This is a genomic window from uncultured Ruminococcus sp., assembly GCF_947301925.1.
In the GTDB taxonomy this organism is placed as follows: domain Bacteria; phylum Bacillota; class Clostridia; order Oscillospirales; family Ruminococcaceae; genus Ruminococcus.
This window is the reverse complement of record NZ_CAMYUE010000001.1, coordinates 43,955-64,820: the sequence shown is the minus strand read 5'-3', so window position 1 is coordinate 64,820 and position 20,866 is coordinate 43,955. Positions and strand designations below refer to the sequence as shown.

19 protein-coding genes and 1 pseudogene are annotated in these 20,866 nt (G+C 49.9%); all 20 read right to left on the bottom strand.

The features are described from left to right. Position 1 precedes the first annotated feature (1 nt). Complete coding sequence (locus tag Q0Y65_RS00260) at positions 2-1,087, bottom strand: stage III sporulation protein AE (RefSeq protein ID WP_297955332.1); 1,086 nt, start codon at positions 1,085-1,087, stop codon at positions 2-4. A 7-nt stretch (positions 1,088-1,094) separates the two neighbouring features. Further along, positions 1,095-1,364, bottom strand: coding sequence for a SpoIIIAC/SpoIIIAD family protein (locus Q0Y65_RS00255; protein WP_297955330.1), 270 nt, complete (start codon positions 1,362-1,364; stop codon positions 1,095-1,097). Between the two features lie 113 nt (positions 1,365-1,477). Continuing rightward, positions 1,478-1,675, bottom strand: a complete 198-nt coding sequence (spoIIIAC, locus tag Q0Y65_RS00250; protein WP_297955327.1) for a stage III sporulation protein AC — start codon at positions 1,673-1,675, stop codon at positions 1,478-1,480. A gap of 9 nt (positions 1,676-1,684) precedes the next feature. Then, positions 1,685-2,191: a stage III sporulation protein AB gene (locus tag Q0Y65_RS00245; protein ID WP_297955324.1), complete on the bottom strand. Its 507-nt coding sequence runs from the start codon at positions 2,189-2,191 to the stop codon at positions 1,685-1,687. Further along, positions 2,188-3,090 (bottom strand): ATPase, T2SS/T4P/T4SS family, encoded by a 903-nt coding sequence (locus Q0Y65_RS00240; protein ID WP_297955321.1) that lies wholly within the window; start codon positions 3,088-3,090, stop codon positions 2,188-2,190. The genes Q0Y65_RS00245 and Q0Y65_RS00240 overlap by 4 nt, the downstream gene beginning before the upstream one ends. 132 nt (positions 3,091-3,222) lie before the next feature. Next, a complete protein-coding gene (locus tag Q0Y65_RS00235) occupies positions 3,223-4,122 on the bottom strand; it encodes a carbohydrate ABC transporter permease (RefSeq protein WP_297955318.1) in 900 nt (299 codons plus the stop codon). Next, positions 4,119-5,174, bottom strand: a complete 1,056-nt coding sequence (locus Q0Y65_RS00230; protein WP_297955315.1) for a carbohydrate ABC transporter permease — start codon at positions 5,172-5,174, stop codon at positions 4,119-4,121. Before Q0Y65_RS00230 ends, Q0Y65_RS00235 begins: the two co-directional genes overlap by 4 nt. 108 nt (positions 5,175-5,282) lie before the next feature. Next, entirely contained in the window at positions 5,283-6,740 is a 1,458-nt protein-coding gene (locus tag Q0Y65_RS00225; protein WP_297955312.1) for an ABC transporter substrate-binding protein, read from the bottom strand. Positions 6,741-7,397: 657 nt separating this feature from the next. Then, complete coding sequence (locus Q0Y65_RS00220) at positions 7,398-10,667, bottom strand: lectin like domain-containing protein (protein ID WP_297955309.1); 3,270 nt, start codon at positions 10,665-10,667, stop codon at positions 7,398-7,400. A gap of 134 nt (positions 10,668-10,801) precedes the next feature. Continuing rightward, positions 10,802-13,330 (bottom strand): AMP-binding protein, encoded by a 2,529-nt coding sequence (locus Q0Y65_RS00215; protein ID WP_297955307.1) that lies wholly within the window; start codon positions 13,328-13,330, stop codon positions 10,802-10,804. A 58-nt stretch (positions 13,331-13,388) separates the two neighbouring features. Further along, a complete protein-coding gene (locus tag Q0Y65_RS00210) occupies positions 13,389-13,568 on the bottom strand; it encodes a hypothetical protein (RefSeq protein WP_297955304.1) in 180 nt (59 codons plus the stop codon). Positions 13,569-13,579: 11 nt separating this feature from the next. Continuing rightward, positions 13,580-14,341 (bottom strand): YdcF family protein, encoded by a 762-nt coding sequence (locus Q0Y65_RS00205; RefSeq protein ID WP_297955301.1) that lies wholly within the window; start codon positions 14,339-14,341, stop codon positions 13,580-13,582. Positions 14,342-14,350: 9 nt separating this feature from the next. Beyond that, on the bottom strand, positions 14,351-15,187 hold the full coding sequence (locus tag Q0Y65_RS00200; protein WP_297955298.1) for a PHP domain-containing protein: 837 nt from the start codon (positions 15,185-15,187) through the stop codon (positions 14,351-14,353). 203 nt (positions 15,188-15,390) lie between these two features. Further along, positions 15,391-16,215 (bottom strand): 16S rRNA (cytidine(1402)-2'-O)-methyltransferase, encoded by an 825-nt coding sequence (gene rsmI / locus Q0Y65_RS00195; RefSeq protein ID WP_297955295.1) that lies wholly within the window; start codon positions 16,213-16,215, stop codon positions 15,391-15,393. Further along, positions 16,212-16,934, bottom strand: a complete 723-nt coding sequence (locus Q0Y65_RS00190) for a tRNA1(Val) (adenine(37)-N6)-methyltransferase (RefSeq protein ID WP_297955292.1) — start codon at positions 16,932-16,934, stop codon at positions 16,212-16,214. The genes rsmI and Q0Y65_RS00190 overlap by 4 nt, the downstream gene beginning before the upstream one ends. Positions 16,935-16,960: 26 nt before the next feature. Continuing rightward, a complete protein-coding gene (locus tag Q0Y65_RS00185) occupies positions 16,961-17,335 on the bottom strand; it encodes an N-acetyltransferase (protein ID WP_297957028.1) in 375 nt (124 codons plus the stop codon). A gap of 108 nt (positions 17,336-17,443) precedes the next feature. Continuing rightward, a pseudogene (locus Q0Y65_RS00180) lies at positions 17,444-17,968 on the bottom strand (cysteine hydrolase family protein); the annotation flags it as partial. Next, entirely contained in the window at positions 17,968-19,044 is a 1,077-nt protein-coding gene (gene mnmA, locus Q0Y65_RS00175; protein ID WP_297957025.1) for a tRNA 2-thiouridine(34) synthase MnmA, read from the bottom strand. The pseudogene Q0Y65_RS00180 and the gene mnmA, both read right to left, overlap by 1 nt. A gap of 42 nt (positions 19,045-19,086) precedes the next feature. After that, positions 19,087-19,740 (bottom strand): HAD family phosphatase, encoded by a 654-nt coding sequence (locus Q0Y65_RS00170; RefSeq protein ID WP_297955290.1) that lies wholly within the window; start codon positions 19,738-19,740, stop codon positions 19,087-19,089. Further along, positions 19,737-20,864, bottom strand: coding sequence for a C39 family peptidase (locus Q0Y65_RS00165; RefSeq protein WP_297955287.1), 1,128 nt, complete (start codon positions 20,862-20,864; stop codon positions 19,737-19,739). Before Q0Y65_RS00165 ends, Q0Y65_RS00170 begins: the two co-directional genes overlap by 4 nt. Positions 20,865-20,866 lie beyond the last annotated feature (2 nt).

Below are 20,866 nucleotides of genomic sequence, written 5' to 3'. Positions count from 1 at the left end.
TTCAACCACCTGCCGTCTGTAATAGTATGGCCGAGGAAAGTATGAACATCATGCCATAGCAGACCAGAACGGCCTGTACTATGGCAAGAGCTGCGTCAAGTGATCTGAGCAGCTCCGACATACTCTCCACGGAAAAAAGCTCACCCACCGCTGCCCCTGTCCACATGACCGCTCGGAACAGCAGAAGCTGTATTATGGGCGGCAGGAAGATCAGCGCAACAGCGATACAGCCTGCCGTGCCCACGGAGCTCCGCACGATATCAATGCTGCCGCGGACTGTTGAATATGCGTCGTTTACGGCTCCGCCCACAACGGGGACAAGTCCCGATATAACGAAACGGGTTGTCTTTGAGGCTGCTCCGTCCGCCTTTCCTGCCAGTGTGCATTTCAGCGTAAGCAGGCCGCTGAACAGTGTCATCGCCACCGTCATAGTCCATGTGATAAGCTTTTTTATGAGCTTAACAAGACTGCCGAGACCCTCACCGCCGAAAACGCTGCCCGTTGCCGAAAGCATGACTGAGGCTCTGACTATCGGCATGAGAAGGCTCCCTGTCAGCTGAACTATGAGCTCAGAGGCTGCAAGCACTGCCATATCGTAGATACCTGCCGAGGTAATTCCTCCCATAGCCGCCGTAACTCCAGCAAAAACAGGTATGAATACCGCGATAAAGGCTCCTCCCGTCTGAACTGCTTCAACGGAAGCTCCCATAACGTCAAACAGGTGCGGAGATATGACCGTAACAGCTGCAAGAACGCTGACGGTTCCCGATATATCTGAATTGGACGGTGACAATGTGCCTGCTGATCTTACAGCCGCCGTTATTACCGTTACAAGAATAATAGTCCCCAGAAGTGCCGGGAGACCGCGGACGCTGACTCTGTCAGCTACTTCTCCGCTAAGCTGAGAAAAGCTCATATCGGTCAGTTCATCGGTGCTGTACCCGATATCGTTATCGCTGAGTATGCCGTCAAGCTCAGTGCAGAAACAAGACCCGGAAGCAGTTTCATCCTCCGCATTTGCTCTGACCGGAACTGCAAAAAACAGCAGCAATATAATGATAAAAAGCATTCCAAATGATCTTTTCATATTCCACCTATATCAGTGTGTCCAGCAGGCCCACAAACTCCTCAAGAACGGGGACCGCAATAACGATAAGGGCTCCCCGTCCCCACAGCTCTGCCGCCGCAGCCATGGCGCCCTCACCGCTGTCACGACAGAGCTCAGCAGAGATATGAGTGATGCAGCATATCCCCACAGCCTTGAATATCACGGATATACAGCCCTCAGATATGCCTGCCGAGAGCATCATGCCGCGGAGCTCCGCAAACGGGGCGTCCAGCATGACTACAAAGCCAATAAGCACAGAAGCGCAGACTCCTACGGATACCGCAAGGGCTTCCTCAGAGCAATATTGTTTCAAAATGACGGATATAAGCGCTCCGCACACGCAGAATATCCCTACGGAAAAGCAATTGTCTACCATAGCCCGAAAACCGTTTTCACCTTTTCAAAAAGCTCGCTTATCTCGTCGATTATGACCACGAGTACCACTATCAGTCCCGCAAGTGTAGTCATCATGGCCTGTTCCTCTCTCTCAGCCCTTTTCAGAACAAGATTCAGCACCGCCACGATTATGCCTGTCCCTGCGATCTTAAAAATGAGATCTATGTCCATTTTCTGCCCTCAAATCATTATAATTCCCACTGATATCCCTGCCATTACTCCGAGACTGCGGTACAGTCTTCCCTTTTGTCGGTATTCTGCGGCTCTCTGCTCACGCAGTGAGGACATCAGAGCAAGCTGCGCTGATATGCAGCTGAGCTGTCCCTCTATATCCGTAGTGCCAAGCAGATTTCCCAAATCGAGAAGTATATGCTTTTCCTCGTCGGGTATGTCTTTTTCCCGCATTAAGAGCTCCCGCCAGCACTGGCGTATATCACAGTCCGATGAAAAGCTGTCGGGAAGACCGTATACAAAGCCCAGTCTCTGAGGTCTTTCCGCCTTCACCGCAGCAATAAGCCTGTAAACGTCCGCACCGCTTGTCCTTATAAGCGCCTCAAAAAGCCGCATGGCCTTTTCAGCTTCGGTGCAGAGCTCCACACGCCTTCTTAGCTTGTCGGCATTATATATGCCGCAGGCTCCGCCGCACAGTACAAGAAGTACAACAGCCGTAAACCGAATGTATATCATAGCCTTATTATCTCCCCTGTTTCTCCCGGACGGGATGCGCCTTTCAGGAATACAATACGATGAAACAGGCCGCTTTCCGTAAGATATCTCAGCTCGGGACGCTTGCAGGCCTCCTGCATATTCTCACCGTGAGCCGTGACAATAAAGCGCACACCGCAGGCTATGCCCGAAACAATGGCCTCCGTATCTTCCGATGAAGCTATTTCATCGCAGATTATCAGCTCTGGAGACATAGTTCTGACCGCTGAACTGATACCGAAGCTTCTGGTACAGTTTACCAGTATATCGGTCATGAGCCCAACATCATACCGCGGAGCACCGTCACAGAAGCAGGATATCTCATTGCGCTCGTCTATGAGCGCGGTCTTTCGCAGGCTGCCGTTAAGACGGCAGAGCTCGCGTAGAATGGTGGTCTTTCCCGAACCCACTCCGCCACATATGATCACGTTTCTGTCGTATATCTGCGGAAACAGTCCGTCAGCACAGCCTCTGACCTCCCGCGAGATACGGAAGTTAAGTGAACTTAGATCCGTGATTACAGGCGGAGACGTTGAGGAATACATTCCGGCAAGGCCTACTCTTACGCCGTTTCCTATGACAAACCAGCCCTGAGACAGCTGTGACGGGCAGCTGTGCACCGAGAAGTGACAGAGCCTGTCAAGTATCGCTTTTATTTCAGCTGCGGAGACAATGTAAAGCTCCCTGCTGTCGGAACGCAGTTCACCGTTCCTGCCGAGAAATAATATCCTTTCCGGATACACAAAATAAACCGGCCCTCCCGAACGGAGCCTGACCTCCATAAGCCCATGAAGCAGGCCTTCGTTCAAACTGAGGAGCATATCCCTCAGCTTCTGCGGAAGATGGTCTGTTATTGTCCTGTAGCTTGTACTGCCGTTCATTTGTATCATCTCCTTACACTAAATACTATGCAGCAGAAAACGGACATAGAACAAAAAAGGGCAAGTCCCGAAGGACTCGCCCTGTGTACATAACAAAAAACAGCACACCGAAGTGTGCTGTAGTTTTTTTGATCATTCCTTTACGCCGCCAAGAGCTACACCGGCAATGATGAATCTCGAAAGGAGAACGTAAGCGATAATGATAGGAATAATAGAAAGTGCAATAGCCAGATAGATAGCACCGTAATCATTGAACTTATCAGATGACTGGAGAGCGGAAACCATCATAGGGAGGGTCTTCTTCTTCAGATCAACACTGATGAGGATCATGTTAGGTGTATAGAAGTTGTTCCAGCTTGCGATGAAGGCGAATATAGCCTGAACTGCTATAGCGGGCTTCATCATAGGGATTGCAATAGATAAGAAAGTCCTGAACTCGCCGCATCCGTCGATTCTTGCAGCCTCAACGATGTCGAGGGGGAATGACGACTTCATGTATGACCTCATGAAGTAAACAACTGCGGGAGCTGCAATTGAAGGTATTATAAGAGGCCAGTATGTATTTGTAAGTTTAAGGTCTGACATAAAGCTTACAAAACCTGCTGACGTTACCTGCATAGGAACCATCATTACGAGGAGGATCACAGAGTAAGCTAACTCCTTGATCTTGAAATCGTAAACGTGGATACCGTAAGCAGTAAGTGCTGAGAAGAAAACTGTGAGGAATGTTGAGCAGCAGGTGATGATCAAGCTGTTCTTATAACCGTGAAGTGCGTTATAACAGAGCTTGAAACCGGGCTCATTGAAAACCTTCTGCCAGTTTCCCTTCAGATTGGTTCCGGGAATAAAGCTTAATCCGTTAGCAATATCCGTATGGGTTCTTGTTGCATTGATAACAAGAATATAGATAGGAAGCAAACAGATTATGGTCAGTATAAGGAACCATACAAAAAGGATAGTTGACTTCAGTCTGATCTTGAAGGTGTAATTATCCTTAGCTTTTCCGTAAACAGACTTCATTTCCTTGCTCATATACTGATACCTCCGAACTGTTTACTTTCAAGCTTATTCTGCTTAGCGATCTTCCTGCGCTGCTTCTTCTTTGCGATCTCATCCTTATCACGAGTCATGTAGAACGCAATAAGACCGAGGGCAAGAGTAATGAAGAACAACAGTACCGATACAGCACCTGCATAGCCCATCTTGTTTTCGTCAGCCTGAGCATGGAAGTACTGGAAGATCATAACAGCCACAGTCTTGAGATGATCCTTAACGTTACCTGTCTTAGTATACAGATAAGGAATATCGAACATCTGGAGACCACCGATCATGGAAGTAATAAGTGTATAAGCCATGATAGGAGTCAGAAGGGGCAGAGTAATCTTTCTGAATACCTGTCCCGAGCTTGCACCGTCGATGCTTGCAGCCTCGAACAGTGATGGGTTGATACCCTGGATACCTGACATGAGCATGATCATGGTATTACCGAACCACATCCATGTCTGTATGAACATAATTACGATTCTTGACTGCCATATACCTTCAACGAAGGGAATGGAGTCATAAAGTCCTGATGCCGAGTCACGATGAACTATTCCCATCTTATAAAGCAGGAAATTAACAGCACCGGGGTTTGTTTCCGACTGTCCCATGAGCTGCAGGAAAAGAACAGCTACAGAGGCAGCGGTAATGATATTCGGAAGATACATAACAACTTTAAAGAAGCCCTTGCCCGGGATCTTTAACTGCGCTTCCGTAAACCATACAGCAAGAGAAAGTGAAAGAGCCAACTGAGGAATGAAGTTACCTACCCAAAGGATAACAGTATTCTTCAGACATCTGAAAAAGCTCTCATGGATAACTCTTACTCTACGTCCTTCACCGCCAAAAAGAATATCCTTATAGTTCTGAAGTCCGACCCATGCTTCAACGTTTTTACCGTTGCCATGGAAACTTACAATAAAGGTGTTGATCAGCGGCCATAACTGGAAAAAGAAATAAACACAAAAAAACGGCAATATAAAAATATAGCCATACTTAGCGTAGCTGATAGACTTTATACGTCTCTGCGCGCCTGATGCCATAACACACACCCTCTCGGAATAATAGTACAGATAAATATACACCTACGGAATACATAAAGTATTCCGTAGGCATATCTGCATTTGTTGTTCTGTAAAAGTTAACAGAAATTAGTCAACGTCGAGATCGGGTACTGACTCAGCAACCTTGTCCTTGAATGCTTCAACAGTAGCATCCCAGTCCTTGCCGCCATCGAGGTAGTTCTCCTTAACAGCGTCACAGAAGTTGCCCTTTACAGTTGAGTCATAAGGTGTGATGAGACCCTTGAAGTCGATGCCCTTAGCATTCTCAGCAAGCTCTGCAAAGTAGTTCTGCTTGTCCTTGAAGTTGCCGGAGATCTTCTCGTTGAATACTGTATCGCCAGCGATAAGGTCATCCATAACCTTAGAGTTGTTTACATACTCAGGCTTCTTTGTAGCGTACTCAGACATCTTAGCCTCGTCTGATGTAGCAGAGATGATGAAGTCACGAGCCTCTTCACCGTTATCTGTGCTGGGATTAACAACGATCCATGTACCGCCCCAGTAGAAAGGTGTCGGGCCCTGGCAGAGTGCCCACTTACCATACTGAGCGCCGCCTTCGCCGCCTGCAGCATCGAGGAAGAATCCGCCGAAGCCCCAAGTTGAAACGAAGTAACCCATGCAGTTGCCGGAAACGCCTGCAGCTGTCCACTCATCTGTCCACTGGCTGTTCTTTGTGATACCGCCGCAGTCCCAGAGCTCCTTAGCTGTGTCAGCGAAGTCCTTGCAGAAATCGTCAACAACGAGCTTGTTGTCAACTACCCAAGGCTGTGTACGTCCGCAAGCAAATGCCTGCCAGAGACCGCCGAGAGTATCAGCAAGAGCAACACCGCCGCTGGACTTATCAGAAATTGTCTTAGCAGCTGCTACGAAATCGTCCCAAGTGCCGATCTGCTCCTGCATCTCAGCAGGTGTCTTAGCACCGAGGTACTCCTCAGCGAGGTCAGCTCTGTAAGCGAAGCCGCCTGCTGCTGCCTGCCATGAAACGCCCTTACGAACGCCGTTCTTGTCCTTACCGATTTCATCTGTGTAGCTGTAGATGTTAGAGAAATCGCTGTCGCCGAGACCGAGCTTTGTGAGAGCCAGAGTCTTTGTATCGTCGTTGATGTACTTGAGAGCCCAGTCAGCCTCACAGAAGTATACGTCGAGGTCTCCACCGTCATTGAAGAGCTGGTCGTAGTTCTCGGAAGCCTGGCCGCCGCCTACACCGAAGTCGATGAACTTGATGCCGTCAACCTTGTTGTCAGCGAGATCAGCAACTACTGAATCAAAATCGAGGCCCTTCCACTCAGCGATGAGGTAAGGAACGTCGTCGTGGTTCCAAGCAGCAACTGTGAATGTGTCTCCGCCTGTGCCAACTGAAGCATCGAGTGAGCCGTCGGGCTCGGGCTCAGCTGTTGTATCAGCAGCTGTTGTATCAGCTGCAGCTGTTGTTGTTTCGTCAGCCTTTGAAGATGAATCCTTCTTGTCATCTCCACAGCTTGCGAATGCTGTAGCTGCCATTGCAAGTGTAGCTACTAAAGCTAAAGTTCTCTTAAGTGTGTTCATGAGATTTTTCCTCCTTAAATATGTATATAATACATCCTTGTGTATTATATTCGTGAATTATTAATGTGCGGGCAACATCGCGGCTTTTTTCTGTCCGATGATTGTGCTCACCGCTGACGTCCTGCAACCGTTATGCCTTCCCTTGCTTCTGTTCTTTGAAGCTATAACCTAGACTTGTGTCTTTAGTTTTCTTTATGTGCTCTGCAATCGCATTTTATATCTTTTCCGACCTCCCTGCCCGAGCGGCGCAGGCTCACGAATGTACTCCGTGCTCCCCGTCAGAAAAGCCCTGACATTTCAGTCCGATCCGATATCACATACTGAAGTCATCCCGCTCCCGACCGTCATATCGTCGGCGTTCCGTACATTCAGCATTGTGCAACAATTGCTTTTGCATTTACAAATATACCGTATTTTGCGGTCAAAGTCAATATTTTGTATCGTTCTTTAATCATTTTTAGGCGCAACGTACACTTTCAACACTATTTTTTTAGCAATAATAACATAAATCAATCCTTTATCGCTCAAAAGTTACAAAACGGTAAAAGCATTTTGACGTTTCTTACATATGTTCCCATAGTCTCTTTTATGCCTATTGCCTAAGAGATACAAAATATCAGCCAACTTCTGTGCAACTTTTTGTACGATTCTTTATGCTCAGTCAGCCGATGGTGTTACAGAGCTCATTGCATAGTACAGCAGTATCTGTGAAGCGTCCACTGCGTCGGTCTGGCCGCTCTTGTTCATATCGCCCACCGACTCGGCATATGCGCCCAGCAAAGGCTCCCTGCCGGAGGATACCGCCGCATAATGTGCCAGCACCTGTGAGGCGTCCACCGCGTTCACAACGCCGTCTCCGTTGACGTCGCCGTCACGGTAAGGCGTGAACAGTATCGTTCTCGAAGCGAAATGATCTGAGCCTGCGGCATATCTCAGGAGATAGTTCTTTCCGGGCTCAAGGGTGTCGAAGGGTTTGAAGTTAGCTGAATAAAGGCTTTCGATGTCGACGTCGTCTGCTCCGTAGCGCTTACGCAGGAGCTCTGTGAACTTATCGTTGTCATCGTAGCCGTATTCCTTGCCTTCCTCCTCAAAAATGCCCGAGGGGAAATATCTTTTCTCTGCCACCTCGTACTTCCATGTATCCTCAATGGTAACAACGTCTTCTTTAGTAGTACGGAACTGTGTTATATCGGGGATATCAACGGGAGCCTCGGGCATGGTGTAGGTCACGGGCTCGCTCATCATGTACTCGCCGTCCGCCTTTGTGGCAAGGGTTATGCTCTCTCCCGGCAGTACACATATGTAATATTGTAGCATATCAAGCCCGTAGAAGAAGTCGCCTGACATTATCCTGGGCGATGACAGTCTGAATTCACCGTCTCCGTTGAGATCGTTTCGTATCATCAGACGCTCTGCCAGCTCCTTGGTCACAGGACCCAGGAGCTCGTTTTTGTAATCAAGCTCCAGCGGAGGTATAACAGGCCTTTCGTTCAGGTGTATCTTCTTCTCCTTGCCGTCCTTGTATATGGTCAGATCCTGTCCTGCATACTTTCCTATACTGTCCAGCGCGTGGAGCTCTGTTCCGTCGGGAGCAGTTATCCTGTCCACATAGCTGAATTCTATGATCTCCTTTTCAAGATCAAAGCCTATCATCACTCTGTTGGCATGGAGAGTCACCACAGTATCGGGGAGACCTGCTCCCGTAAGAGTCAGGGTGATATCGTTCATTCCGTATTCAAGGGGTATGTTCCTTATCCACTCTCCGCCGCCGTAATAGACGTCGTCCAGATTTATGCCGTATTCGGAGCCGCAGCACAGCGACAGCTTTTCAGTATGGGACGGCAGCTCCACTGAGAATTCCGTATCGGATATCCTCTCGGCATATTTCATTTTATCTCTGGTAGTATCCTCATCGCCCTTGTAGCCTATCCAGTTCATGACAGGTCTGTGGGCTTTAAAGCTTCTTGTTGATACTGCATTGAGTCTCTCCCCGTCCACACTGCCTGCAAGGCTTTCACCGAGGTCGGCATAGGCCGATACCTTCATATCCTCAGTGACCGCGAATGGACCGTCATAGAGCCTGTACTCCTCGCTGTCCTGTGTACGGTAGTATATATCCGCACCGTCAAATCCCGCAGACAGGCTCACCTTCTCATCTGCGCGGACCATGCCCGCAGGATGTGAGAAGCTTACCTTTCCGATGGGATCGCTGTAGACCTTCAGGGTGAAGTTGCCGAAGGTGCTCTTTATATCGCCCTTGGCAAACAGCCTTGTGTAGTAGCCCTCGCTCTCCTCCGCGTCCTGAAGGAGCTCGGTATCTTCGGGCTCAAGGCCGTCGTAGAGCTGATATATAAAGGAATCAAGAAGGCTCTGCTCCTCCTCGTCGGTATATACTATAGGATGTTCAAGCGTATCGTTCCATGTCTCGCCGTCAATGCTGTAGAAGCTCTGACCGTATTCCGTATTGAGCCTTATCTGCTCCTCTGAACACATGGAGCTGAGATTGGTCTTTCTGCCTGTACTGTCCTCGACGTAGAGACTGCTCTCAACGGGCAGAACAAACGGGTAATACGAGCAGTAGAGCTTTACGACAACGCTGAAATCGCAGGCGTCGCTGATGACCACGGGCGAGTCAAGATCAAGGGTGAAGAATCCCGTCATGTTGCATACGCCCTTTGTGACAGAGGAAGGAGTTCCCGATGACGGATCATTCGGATCGGTAAGACCTGTGTATACGGTTATCTCGTACTCCGTCATGGGAGTGTAGATATATGTTCCTATGGCGCTTATCTGAGAAGGCTCTTCAGCCGTGAATACCTCGGCCATATATGATGGACCGTTCTCTTCCGCGCTGTCATACGCCGAAAGAGTCTGTATGGGTATCATTGAATCGTACTGGTATATCTTCTCGTGCTCATCGGCGTTTTCCAGCTCGAATACCGCAAAATCTGACAGGGTCCTGTCATAGTAGGATATCCAGAAGTAGCCGTTGTCTGCTTCATTTGTGCCCCAGCTGTTCTTGCAGAGCCATGCGCCGTCCCCCTCGGGAGTCTCCTTGAAATGCGCCGCAGGGAAGCTGTCGTCCCAGCCCACTATGGTCACCGCATGATTGGCGAATCGCGGTTTTCTTTTTGAATAGGAGCTTTTATACTGAGACGACCAGTTGAGAGACCTGTTTGACATATAGGAAACGTCAACAGACTCACCATTGTATAAGAAAGCCTTGATAACATCATTGATCTGGTCGAAGTTGCTCCTCTCCTTGTCAAACGAAAAGCTGTAGGCGTTTCTCATGTGATAATCCGCACGGTTGCGTATATTGGTCAAGCCGGCGCTGTCCTTCAGAACGTCCAGTGCGTTATAGGGCAGCACGCTCTCGGTCACGGGTCCTATCCACTGTGACCAGAGGTTTGACACCATATTTGAAGAGCCGCCCTCATCTATTATCTCCTCGGGAGTCCATTTGCTGAAAAGCTTTATCTGATCTTCGCCGTAATAGGTGTAATATGCTGTATGGAGCTCAGAAAGGTCGATATCCGGCTCGGACTCTATCAGGCTGGACTGAGCGCTCTCGATGGCAGCGTGAGCCCAGCAGGTGCCGTAAACATCCTGATCCTTTACGGTCGAGCTGCCGTAGACGCCGCGCATATCAAAGGCAGAGGGCAGAGACGATCCCTCTCCTTCCCTTACGCCGCTGCTTATGGGATTATATGCAACAGACGGCGTCATTGCCATGTCATCGCCGTTTCCCGCTCTTTTCAGGACGGGCATTGAAACGCAGCCTGTCTGCGAAGAAACGGCCGCTCCCTTGCTGCTGCTGAAAATATCATGTATATCTGCTTCGGCAAAAACTGCCGAAGGTACGGCCGAAGCCGAAATGACCGCTGCGGATACAGCAGCCAACAATCTGCTTGAAAGCTTATACATTATGTATCTCCTTTCTGTAACATATGACTATTATAACATATGTTATGTTGAAAAGCAACAGCACAGGAGAAATCTTAACCTTATTGTTATCTTTCCCGAAAAAGAAAAGCCCGTACATCTGTACGGGCCTGTTTTTATGCGGTAACGATACTGTCAGCCTTGTGGAGCTTCAGCTTTTCAACTGCCTGCTCCCTCATCTTGTATTTGAGTATCTTTCCTGCGGCATTCATGGGGAATCCGTCTACAAAATCAACGTATCTCGGGCACTTGTGCTTTGCCATTCTTGCAAGGCAGAAGTCCTTTATCTCCTGCTCGGTAGCTGTCTCGCCGTCCTGGAGAACTATGCAGGCCATTATCTCCTCGCCGTAGTCCTCATCGGGAACGCCTATTACCTGAACGTCCTTTACCTTGGGATAGGTATAGAGGAAGTCCTCTATCTCCTTGGGGTAGATATTCTCACCGCCGCGGATTATCATATCCTTGATACGGCCTGTGATCTTGAAGTATCCGTCCTCGGAGCGGCGTCTTGCAAGGTCTCCCGTATGGAGCCAGCCCTCGCTGTCTATAGCGGCAGCTGTTGCCTCGGGCATCTTGTAGTAACCCTTCATGATGTTGTAGCCTCTTGCCACGAACTCGCCGTCTACGTCGTCGGGCACTTCCTGATTGGTCTCGGGGTCTACGATACGGCACTCTACACCGAATATCGGGCCGCCGACTGTATTTACACGCTGTTCGAGAGTATCTGTGGTCTTGCTCATGGTCGTTGCGGGAGAAGCCTCGGTCTGACCGTAGGTTATACAGATCTCGCTCATGTGCATCTTCTCGACAACTTCCTCCATTGTCTTTATAGGACAGGGAGAGCCCGCCATGATACCTGTTCTCATGTGTGAGAAGTCGGTCTTGGGGAAGTCTTCGTGTCCCAGCATAGCAATGAACATGGTAGGAACTCCGTGGAAGCAGGTTATCTTCTCCTTGTTGATACAAGCCAGTCCCTTCCTCGGTGAGAAACGTGTTATTGGAGACATTGTCGTACCGTGAGTCATGGAAGCCGTCATTGCCAGAACCATGCCGAAGCAGTGGAACATAGGCACCTGTATCATCATGCGGTCAGCTGTGGAGAGGTCCATGCAGTCTCCGATAGCCTTTCCGTTGTTTACTACATTATAATGTGTAAGCATTACGCCCTTGGGGAAGCCTGTGGTTCCCGAGGTGTACTGCATATTTGCAACATCGTGGATATCAATGGTCTTTCTTACGCGCTCAACCTCGCTGTAGGGAACGTTCTTTGAAAGGGCAACTGCCTCTTCCCAGGTAAAACAGCCGTTGTTCTTTGAGTCAACGGTGATGACGTTCTTCAGGTAAGGAAGTCTTGCGGAATTGAGCTTTCCTGCCTCGCAGGTCTCCAGCTCGGGGCAGAGCTCCTTGATGATATCTACATAGTTGATGTTCTTGATACCGTCTATCATTACGAGAGTCATGGTATCGGACTGTCTCAGCAGATACTCAGCCTCGTGGATACGGTATTCTGTGTTCATGGTGACCAGAACTGCGCCGATCTTTGTGGTAGCCCAGAATGTGATATACCACTGAGGAACGTTTGTAGCCCAGATAGCAACGTGATCGCCCTTCTTAACGCCCATTGCAAGGAGCGAACGTGCAAAGGTATCAACGTCGTCGCGGAACTCGGGGTATGTTCTTGTATAGTCAAGCTCAGTGTAGCGGAATGCGTACTGATTGGGGAACTGCTCACAGATACGGTCGAGTATGTCGGGGAATGTATAGTTGAGTATACGCTCCTTTGGCCAGGGATACTGACCGTCACCTCTCATATTGGTCTGGAGAGGGTGCTTGTGGGACTTCTTGTAGGGAGCCATGTACTCTGCGAACTGAGGTATAACGATACCTGCGTCGCTGAGGTCACGCGCCCAGCGCTTTACCCATTCAAGGGAGATATAGCCGTTGTAGTTGATAGTGTCAAGAGCCTCTATCATCTGCTTTACGGGGACATCGCCGGTGCCCATGATACGGTACTCAACGGTGCCGTCCTCGCGCATTACGCTGTCCTTGACCTGTATGTACTTGATGTACTCGCCGAGATTTGCAACTGTTGTCTCGGGAGCTTCATTATTATAACGGTAGGGGTGGTGCATATCCCAAAGGGCAGCCACCTTGCGGCTGTTAACGCTGTCAAGGAGCTTTGCAAGCCTTGCAGTATCGGAATATACGCCGTTTGTCTCAACAAGGAGAGTTACATTATACTCCTCGGCTATGGGAACCAGCTTCTTGAGCGCTTCTACGATATAATCATCGTCAACATCGCCGCCCGGGGCAGGCTCAAGGTCGCCCAGTATTCTTATATAGGAAGCACCCAGCTTGCCTGCAAGCTGTGCATATGCCTTTATCTCGTCCTCTGCCTCCTGATACTTGTCCTTGAATTTAAGGCAGGCACCTGATGAAAGACAGGGTATCTCCAGACCAAGTGAACGGAGCTTGGCAATAGTGTTGGGAAGCTGAGCCTCGGTAAAGGGCTGAGCCTTGACGGAGAATATCTCATTTCCCAGTCCCCTTATCTCAATTCCGTCAAACCTGAAGTCCTTGGCCATGGAATAAATATCCGTCCACGACCATTCGGGACAAGCGAGTGTTGAAAAACCTATCTTCAAAATAACCATTCCTTTACAAATATCTTATACTATTATATATTATGAAAATAACAGTCTGTCATGTCTCATTATCAAGCTCCACAGCGATGTATGTCCTTCTGTCAAGCCCTGATGACGCAATATATGCCTGAGCGAGTTTGGCAGTCCTGAAATGCCTTGCAAAACGGACGTTATATACACAGAATCGGCGGGATACCACATACATACCGTCTCGGACGTTCATGATGACCCATTTCATTACAGCAGCTCCTATCCGAAAAGCTTGTAATAGACGACGCCGAACCACTCTCTTACACAGTATGTTGGGAGAAGATACCACGAGGTCTTTCCCGAGATATTATATGCCTTTATGCCGTTTGATTCAGCTATGAGCTCTGCGCGGTACTGGTGGAAATTGTCCGTAACGAGAGTAACGGTCTGCGGGAGGCCGTTGCTTTCGATGATCTTCTTGGAAAATCTGAGGTTCTCCTCGGTGTTCACGGACTTATCCTCCATGAATATCCTCTCGGGAGCTATGCCCCTTCCCACAAGATAATCCCTCATGCACTGAGCCTCGCTGATGCTCTCATCGCTGCCCTTTCCGCCGGAGACCACGGCGCATACGCTCTCATGCTCCGAGAGATAGCCGTATGCAGCGTCAAGTCTTCTTCTGAGCATAAGGCTCGGACGACCTTCCTTGACCTTGCAGCCAAGCACCACTACAGTGGTATTCTCGTCCTTTGGCGGGTCATTGGCCTCTTTTGCCATGGATACGCTTATCATCACTGCAAGGACTATGCTCACTGCGGCAATAAGCACCGCGGCGCAGATGGCCACCTTTCCCGGCAGCTTTTCCCAGCATCTTCCCACAAAGCCCGTAAACCTTTCCCAGAACAGGGTGATAAGCATAAGCAGAGCCGAAACGACCATGCCCGTACCGTTTCCCAGGTTTATGATGCCTGTGCCTATAGGTGAGGCGAAGAGAACGAAAAGTCCCAGAAACAATATAAAGGGTATAACCTTAATGCTCATTTCCGCCTCTTATTTCATGCTTGCGGCAAGCTTCAGGATCCTGTCGAGATTTTCCTTTGTGGTAGTCTCGCTTCCGAGGTGTGTGGGGACCTTGTTGTAAAGTCCGTGGAAGTCGGAGCCGCCAGTCTCGATAAGATCGTATTTCTTGGCGATCTTTGCAAGCTTTTTGCGGCATTCGGCGTCCGCTGAGAAATGTCCTATCTCAACGCCGTCGATCTTTCCCTTGGCTGCCAGCTCCTCAAGGAGCTCGATATTGTTGTACTGTGCGGGGTGAGCCATGACGGCCACGCCCTTTGCCGTATGTATCAGGTCAATTACAAAGTTTACGTCGGGGTACTCACGCTCAACATAGCAGGAGCCGTTCTTGGGATTAAACAGCTCACGGTCAAGGTCTCCGTAGAATTCCAGCGCATAGCCGTAATCTATGAGAGCACGCATTATATGCTGCTTGAAAATGCTCTTGGAGGCAGTTGTGCGTTTTAGTATGCTCTCCTGTGTGATGGGGAATTTTTCCATGACCTTTTCGATCATCTCCTTGGAGCATTCCTTCCTTATCTCGCAGGATTTAAGGCAAAGCCCCTCAAGTCTGTTGGGCTTTGACGGTGCGTAGCAAAGTATATGCACTTTGCTGTTTCTTTCCTTATCCCATGCCGAAAGCTCTACGCCGTGGAGTATCTTCACTCCTGCGCGCTCGCCCAATACATCAGCCCTTGAAAAGGAGGCCATGGTATCGTGATCGGTTATCGAAAGCCAGTCGATATTCATGCGTTTCGCCTGAGCAATAACATCCTCGATGCCCAGTGAACCGTCGGAAAGCGTGGTGTGACAGTGCAGATCGCAAATCATAAAGAACCTTCTTTCGCCGCAGGTGTCGCATCTGCGGCAGAATATTTATAATTGTATTGATATGGCGCTTTTTTGAACATGGATACATAGATTTAGTGTATCAGCAATAATAACGCTAATAATTATATCACAAATTCTTTATGATTTCAAGCTTTTTTCGCTAATTTTCACTTCTCTGTCATTTTTAATATAAAATAGTATGCTTACTGAAGCCTTGAATACAGCTCGCCCTTTCGGAAACCAGTCTCCTTCGCAACGGCCTTGCAGGCCTCTGTGGGCTTTTCTCCCATGTCTATCAGCTTCCTGACCTGCTCCAGTGCGTCATCTATGGTGACGGACTCGCCGCCGCACTCGGCTGCCCCCTCAAGGACAAGCACGAACTCGCCTCTGGGCTCATTGATACTGTAGTATTCAACTGCCTCGGCAAGGGTAAGGCGAAGCACCTCCTCATGTATCTTGGTAAGCTCACGGCAGAGGGATATCCTTCTGTCGCCGCCGAAAAACTCAGCCAGATCGGCCAGTGTGGTCTTCAGCTTGTGGGGAGCCTCATAGAATACCATGACCGCCGTCTCGCCGCGGAGATTCTCAAGGCGCTGGATGCGTTCTTTTTTCGGTACGGGCAGAAAGCCCTCAAATGTGAACCTCCTTGTGCTGAGTCCCGACACGGCAATTGCCGATACTACCGCACTGGGCCCAGGTACGACCTTTATGTCGATGCCGCTTTCGGCACACATTTTTACAAGCACCTCGCCGGGATCGGATATACAGGGCATACCTGCGTCGGTGACTATGCCGCAGTTCTCCCCTGCCATAAGCCTGTCGATTATCTTCTGCGCGTCCGCCTTTGAGCTGTGCTCATGGAAGCTTACAAGAGGCTTCTTTATGTCGAAGCGGTTCAGCAGCTTCAGGGTAACACGGGTATCCTCCGCACATATGAAGTCCACGGCTGCAAGTGTATCAAGCTGACGGAGAGTTATGTCCTCAAGGTTGCCTATAGGCGTTCCTATAACGTAAAATGTGCCGCTCATAGCTGCTCCTTTCCTGTGTCGTATATCTTCTGAAGCTCCTCGGAAAATCCGTTCTCGCTGCGTATGTAGAGCTGGGGCTCTATCTTCATAAAGGGTCTGGAGCCCTTCTTGCCTTCAATGAGAAAAAGCCATGGAGCCTCATCTGCGTTCTTCGATACCATGCGCAGCCGTTTCGGCTCGATATCATGGCTTTTCATGGCGTATATAACGTCGCTGAGACGCTCGGGACGGTTGCAGACGCACAGCCTGCCGCCGAATTTCAGCAGCTTCTGAGCTGCCGCACACACGTCGTCTATGGTGCAGAGTATCTCGTGACGGGCTATCTTCTGAGCAGTTATCACGCTCTGGAAGCCAGCGTTGTTCACCTTGTAGGGCGGATTGCAGGTAACAAGGTCGAGCTGCCCAAGCGGTGCGCCCTCCCAGAGCTCCTTCAGGTCGGCGCATACAGGCACTATGCCCGTGGTCTCGCTCTTTTCAAGTCCGAGACGGAGCTGCTCTATGGCACCCTCCTGTATATCCACCGCATATGTGACCTTGGGCGGCATTTTTTTCTGCATGATGAGCGGTATTATGCCGCAGCCCGTACCCAGGTCACAGGCCTTGTCCTTTGCGCGGTACTGCGAGAAGTCCGCCAGCAGAAAGGCGTCCGTACCGAAGCGGTGATCGCTGCTGGCACAGACGTATATCTTATCCGTAAGTTTTTCGTATTTGTATTCCATAGTGTTCCTTTTTCATAAATAAACAATCAGTTTCTCATCATTACAAGATATTCCGTAGTTCCTTCTTCCAGCTTCCTGTTGTCTGTAAGATGAAAACCATGCGCTTCATAGAAGCGTATAGCATCAGTATTCTTTTCAATTGTCCAAAGAAAGCTTACGGGGTAGTTTTCTTTGGCATATTCTATTAATTCCGAGCCTACTCCCTGTCCCTGGAAGAAATGATCAACATACAATTCAAGGATCTCTGCTTTATCAATGCGGATAAGTCCCTTTATAATTCCGTCATCATACAGGAACATATTGTTAAGGAAGCCCTTTTCGATGTACTTTTCAGCCACAGTAAGCACCTGAAGTTCACCGAACGAGTACCCGTCGTCCTTGAATATTGAGCGATATTTCATTCTTTTGGCAAAAACAAGTATCTCCGCAATTCTCGAAATATCATCTTCTGTCGCTTTTCTGATGTTATGTGTATCTTTAGTCTTTTTTGGCAGTTCGGATTTGTTATTCTGTATCATTTCAATGGCTTCATCAATAGAAACGCATTCGGCATATCTGTTCTTCCACATGAACTCGTTGTAATAGCGGTAGGTCTGCTCCGCCGTCATATGATCGTTATCAAAGGTGGAATTGCAGTATTCGGGAACTATCATCTCAAAGCCGTGCTCAAATCCGCATTTCACAGCGGCGTCTATGCAGAAATCCGTCTGCAAGCCCGTGATTATGAGCCTTTTCACTGCTTTTCCTCTCAGATATTCCAGCAGTCCGCTGTCACGGAAGGGACTGTTCACGGACTTATCGAATACTCTCTCGCCTTCCTCGGGAGCGAACTCCCTGCACACATCAAAGCCCTCATTTTCCTTGGACAGGGGCTGTCCCTCGCCGTCGTCATGGCGGACATAGACGACCTCCGTGCCGTTTTTTCGCGCTTCGGATATGAGTTTGCGGACGTTTTCCATGTATTTATCATAAGCATAGAGCCTTTCATCGGTTATAAGCTCCTGAGCGTCTATGACAAGAAGCGCCGTTTTCATCATTTTATTGTACCTCCGCCTACTACGATATCTCCGTCGTAGAGAACTACTGCCTGACCGCTTGTGACGGCCCTCTGAGGCTGGTCGAACTCCACCAGATACTCACCGCCACCGAGATATGACACCACCGCAGGCTGCTCCTTCTGGCTGTAGCGCGTTTTAGCGGTCACGCGCATGGGCGCTTCAAGCCTTTCAACAGATATAAGGTTGAAATCATCGGCGATAAGGCTCTTTGTATACAGGTCGGACTCCAGTCCCAGGGTAACTGTATTGGCGGCAATGTCCTTTTTCACCACATAGGCAGGGTGACCCAGAGCAATGCCCAGCCCCTTGCGCTGACCGATGGTATAATTTATGATACCCTTGTGCTCTCCGAGGATATTGCCCTCAATGTCAACAAAGCTTCCGCAGGGAGTGTCGCAGCCCGTGAATCTGCGTATGAAGCCTGCGTAGTCGCCGTCGGGGACAAAGCATATATCCTGACTGTCGGGCTTGTTGGAGTTTACCAGTCCTGCGGACTCGGCAAGCTCCCTTACCTGTGATTTCTCAAGTCCGCCAAGTGGAAAGAGAGTATGAGAGAGCTGCTCCTGAGTGAGGGCGTAGAGCACATAGGTCTGATCCTTGCTGCGGTCTTTCGGACGCTTCAGCAGCCATCGGCCGCGCTCCTCGTCATACTCATTCACGGCGTAATGCCCCGTGGCTATAAAGTCGTAGCCCAGCTCCCGAGCTCTCCTCAGCATCTTATCGAACTTCACATGGCGGTTGCACTCTATACAGGGATTGGGAGTGCGGCCGCTGAGATAGCTGTCCGCGAACTGCTTCATAACGTACTCGCGGAAAACGTCCCTGAAGTTGAATACAAGGTGCTCGAAGCCCAGTCTGTAGGCAACGCTCCTTGCGTCCTCAACGTCGGAAAGCGCACAGCAGGTCTTGCCCTCCTTCTGTGCCTCGGATATATCCTCGTCGGAAAAGAGCTTCAGGGTGACGCCCATGACCTCATAGCCGCTGCTTCTAAGCAGCATGGCCGCCACGGAGCTGTCAACGCCTCCGCTCATTCCCACCATAACCTTCTTCATCATATGCTCCTTCTAAAACAGCACGGGCGAACATCGTTCGCCCTACAGTATTTGTATTATATCGTCAAGTGATCTGACGTAGTGATCCGAAAGCTCCTCGATGCGCTTCCTGTCGGGCTCCGCAACGGGATCGTAGACTCCGCACACCGGAAAGCCCGCTGATTTCGCGGTCTCGATGCAGTGGAGTGAGTCCTCGACCACAAGGGTCTCCACAGGCTCTGTGCCCAGCCTTTCGGCGCCTCCGAAAAAAATATCTGGGTAGTTCTTTCCTGCGGGATATTCAATATCCGTAAGCAGGAAGCGGAACCTGTCGTATACTCCGCAGCGCTTCAGTGCGGCCTCCGCAAGCCCTTTGTAGGTGGCGGTGGCTATGCCGTAGGGTATCCCCCGTTTGTCCAGATGATCCATGAGCTCCACAGCATGGGGCTTCAGAGGTATCTGCTCCTCATAGCGGTGCCGTACCATGTCCTCTATACGCCATATGACGTATTCCTTCGTGCAGCTCAGCCCGAAGCGGTCTATGAAATACTGCGACGACTCGTCGACCGTCATTTTCTTTACAACGTCCGAGACCTCGGGAGGCGGATCGGCTATGCCGTTTTCAATGAGGAATTCCCTGTCTATGCTGCTCCACACGGTCATGGAGTCCAGCAGAGTACCGTCAAGATCGAATATTATTCCCTTAATCAAGCTCATCCCTGCTCCTCTGCCGCTTCCTCGGGTTCTTCCTCACGGGGAGGCTCAGGTTCCTCCGGAGCTGCCGCAGCTTCCTCCTCGGCTCTGCGCTTTTCCTCTTCCTCTATGCGCCTGCGTTCCTCTTCCTCGGCCTTTTTACGTTCTTCCTCGGCTTTTTTGCGTTCTTCTTCGGCTTTTTTACGTTCTTCCTCTTCGGCCTTGCGCCTTGCCTCTTCTTCCTCGGCTTTTTTCCTCTCGGCTTTGTTCCTGCTGAGTATAGGCGACTGAGGCTTGTCGGCAGGAGCCTTATACTTGCCCTCGGTCTTTGCGTCCCCGCAGATCACCACGGCCTGCCTGCCCATAAGATCGTAGAATATGCTCTCAAAGCGTTTCAGATCGTATTCAACATTGCCCGCAAGAGGGTCTGCCACGCACACCACGTTCCTGTCCAGATCGTAGCCGTAAAGCGCCACACAGTGCTGGAAGTCGTTGAACCACATCTCCTCGTTCTCGTTGGTGACCCAGCGAAGATTGGGGGCGGAAACGATCATATTTATGGTGTTCCAGATAACTACGGGTCTGCCCTGTGACACCTGATAGTACAGCTCCTTCATAGAGCTTCCCGTCATATCCACTGCATAGCAGGGTGAATCCACAGACTCAAAATAATCGTCGGCCGTCTGCACGATAACGGGAGCATTGCAGCCGAAGCCCTCGTCAGACTTGGGATCGCCGATATAGGCAGTCTTCATGGTGGTTATGCCGTTATTGTCCATGGGCATGAACTCGTCGGAAAGAGTCACCTTGTCTATAGCGAAGCCGAGATAGTTCAGCACCTCGCAGAGAGCCGTAACCTCGCAGCCCGTAGGCAGCTCGGGCTTCTGAAGCACCGCCTTGAAGTCGGATATGCTGTATTTTCGGGGGATATCATAGCCATCGGGCATTTTAACGTCCACCGTGAACTGCTCTGTGGTCGGCTCGGCGGCAGATGTTGACGTCTCCCCCTGCGGATCGTCATCGACCGATACCGCCGTCCCATGCGTACCTGTCTCAGGCTCCATAAGGACGACCATATGTCCGCATGATGTCAGTGTTATCAACGCAGCAGCCGCTGCGGCTGCCTTACGAAGAAGCTCGGATATCATTG

What these genes read in the sequence shown, in the direction of transcription:
- Q0Y65_RS00260 (WP_297955332.1), bottom strand. Translation starts at nt 1,087, where the DNA reads ATGAAAAGATCATTTGGAATGCTTTTTATCATTATATTGCTGCTGTTT.
- Q0Y65_RS00205 (WP_297955301.1), bottom strand. Translation starts at nt 14,341, where the DNA reads ATGAGCATTAAGGTTATACCCTTTATATTGTTTCTGGGACTTTTCGTT.
- Q0Y65_RS00245 (WP_297955324.1), bottom strand. Translation starts at nt 2,191, where the DNA reads ATGATATACATTCGGTTTACGGCTGTTGTACTTCTTGTACTGTGCGGC.
- Q0Y65_RS00170 (WP_297955290.1), bottom strand. Translation starts at nt 19,740, where the DNA reads ATGAGCTTGATTAAGGGAATAATATTCGATCTTGACGGTACTCTGCTG.
- Q0Y65_RS00220 (WP_297955309.1), bottom strand. Translation starts at nt 10,667, where the DNA reads ATGTATAAGCTTTCAAGCAGATTGTTGGCTGCTGTATCCGCAGCGGTC.
- Q0Y65_RS00230 (WP_297955315.1), bottom strand. Translation starts at nt 5,174, where the DNA reads ATGGCATCAGGCGCGCAGAGACGTATAAAGTCTATCAGCTACGCTAAG.
- Q0Y65_RS00185 (WP_297957028.1), bottom strand. Translation starts at nt 17,335, where the DNA reads ATGAAATATCGCTCAATATTCAAGGACGACGGGTACTCGTTCGGTGAA.
- Q0Y65_RS00240 (WP_297955321.1), bottom strand. Translation starts at nt 3,090, where the DNA reads ATGAACGGCAGTACAAGCTACAGGACAATAACAGACCATCTTCCGCAG.
- Q0Y65_RS00210 (WP_297955304.1), bottom strand. Translation starts at nt 13,568, where the DNA reads ATGAAATGGGTCATCATGAACGTCCGAGACGGTATGTATGTGGTATCC.
- Q0Y65_RS00190 (WP_297955292.1), bottom strand. Translation starts at nt 16,934, where the DNA reads ATGGAATACAAATACGAAAAACTTACGGATAAGATATACGTCTGTGCC.
- Q0Y65_RS00225 (WP_297955312.1), bottom strand. Translation starts at nt 6,740, where the DNA reads ATGAACACACTTAAGAGAACTTTAGCTTTAGTAGCTACACTTGCAATG.
- Q0Y65_RS00200 (WP_297955298.1), bottom strand. Translation starts at nt 15,187, where the DNA reads ATGATTTGCGATCTGCACTGTCACACCACGCTTTCCGACGGTTCACTG.
- spoIIIAC (WP_297955327.1), bottom strand. Translation starts at nt 1,675, where the DNA reads ATGGACATAGATCTCATTTTTAAGATCGCAGGGACAGGCATAATCGTG.
- Q0Y65_RS00165 (WP_297955287.1), bottom strand. Translation starts at nt 20,864, where the DNA reads ATGATATCCGAGCTTCTTCGTAAGGCAGCCGCAGCGGCTGCTGCGTTG.
- Q0Y65_RS00235 (WP_297955318.1), bottom strand. Translation starts at nt 4,122, where the DNA reads ATGAGCAAGGAAATGAAGTCTGTTTACGGAAAAGCTAAGGATAATTAC.
- rsmI (WP_297955295.1), bottom strand. Translation starts at nt 16,215, where the DNA reads ATGAGCGGCACATTTTACGTTATAGGAACGCCTATAGGCAACCTTGAG.
- mnmA (WP_297957025.1), bottom strand. Translation starts at nt 19,044, where the DNA reads ATGAAGAAGGTTATGGTGGGAATGAGCGGAGGCGTTGACAGCTCCGTG.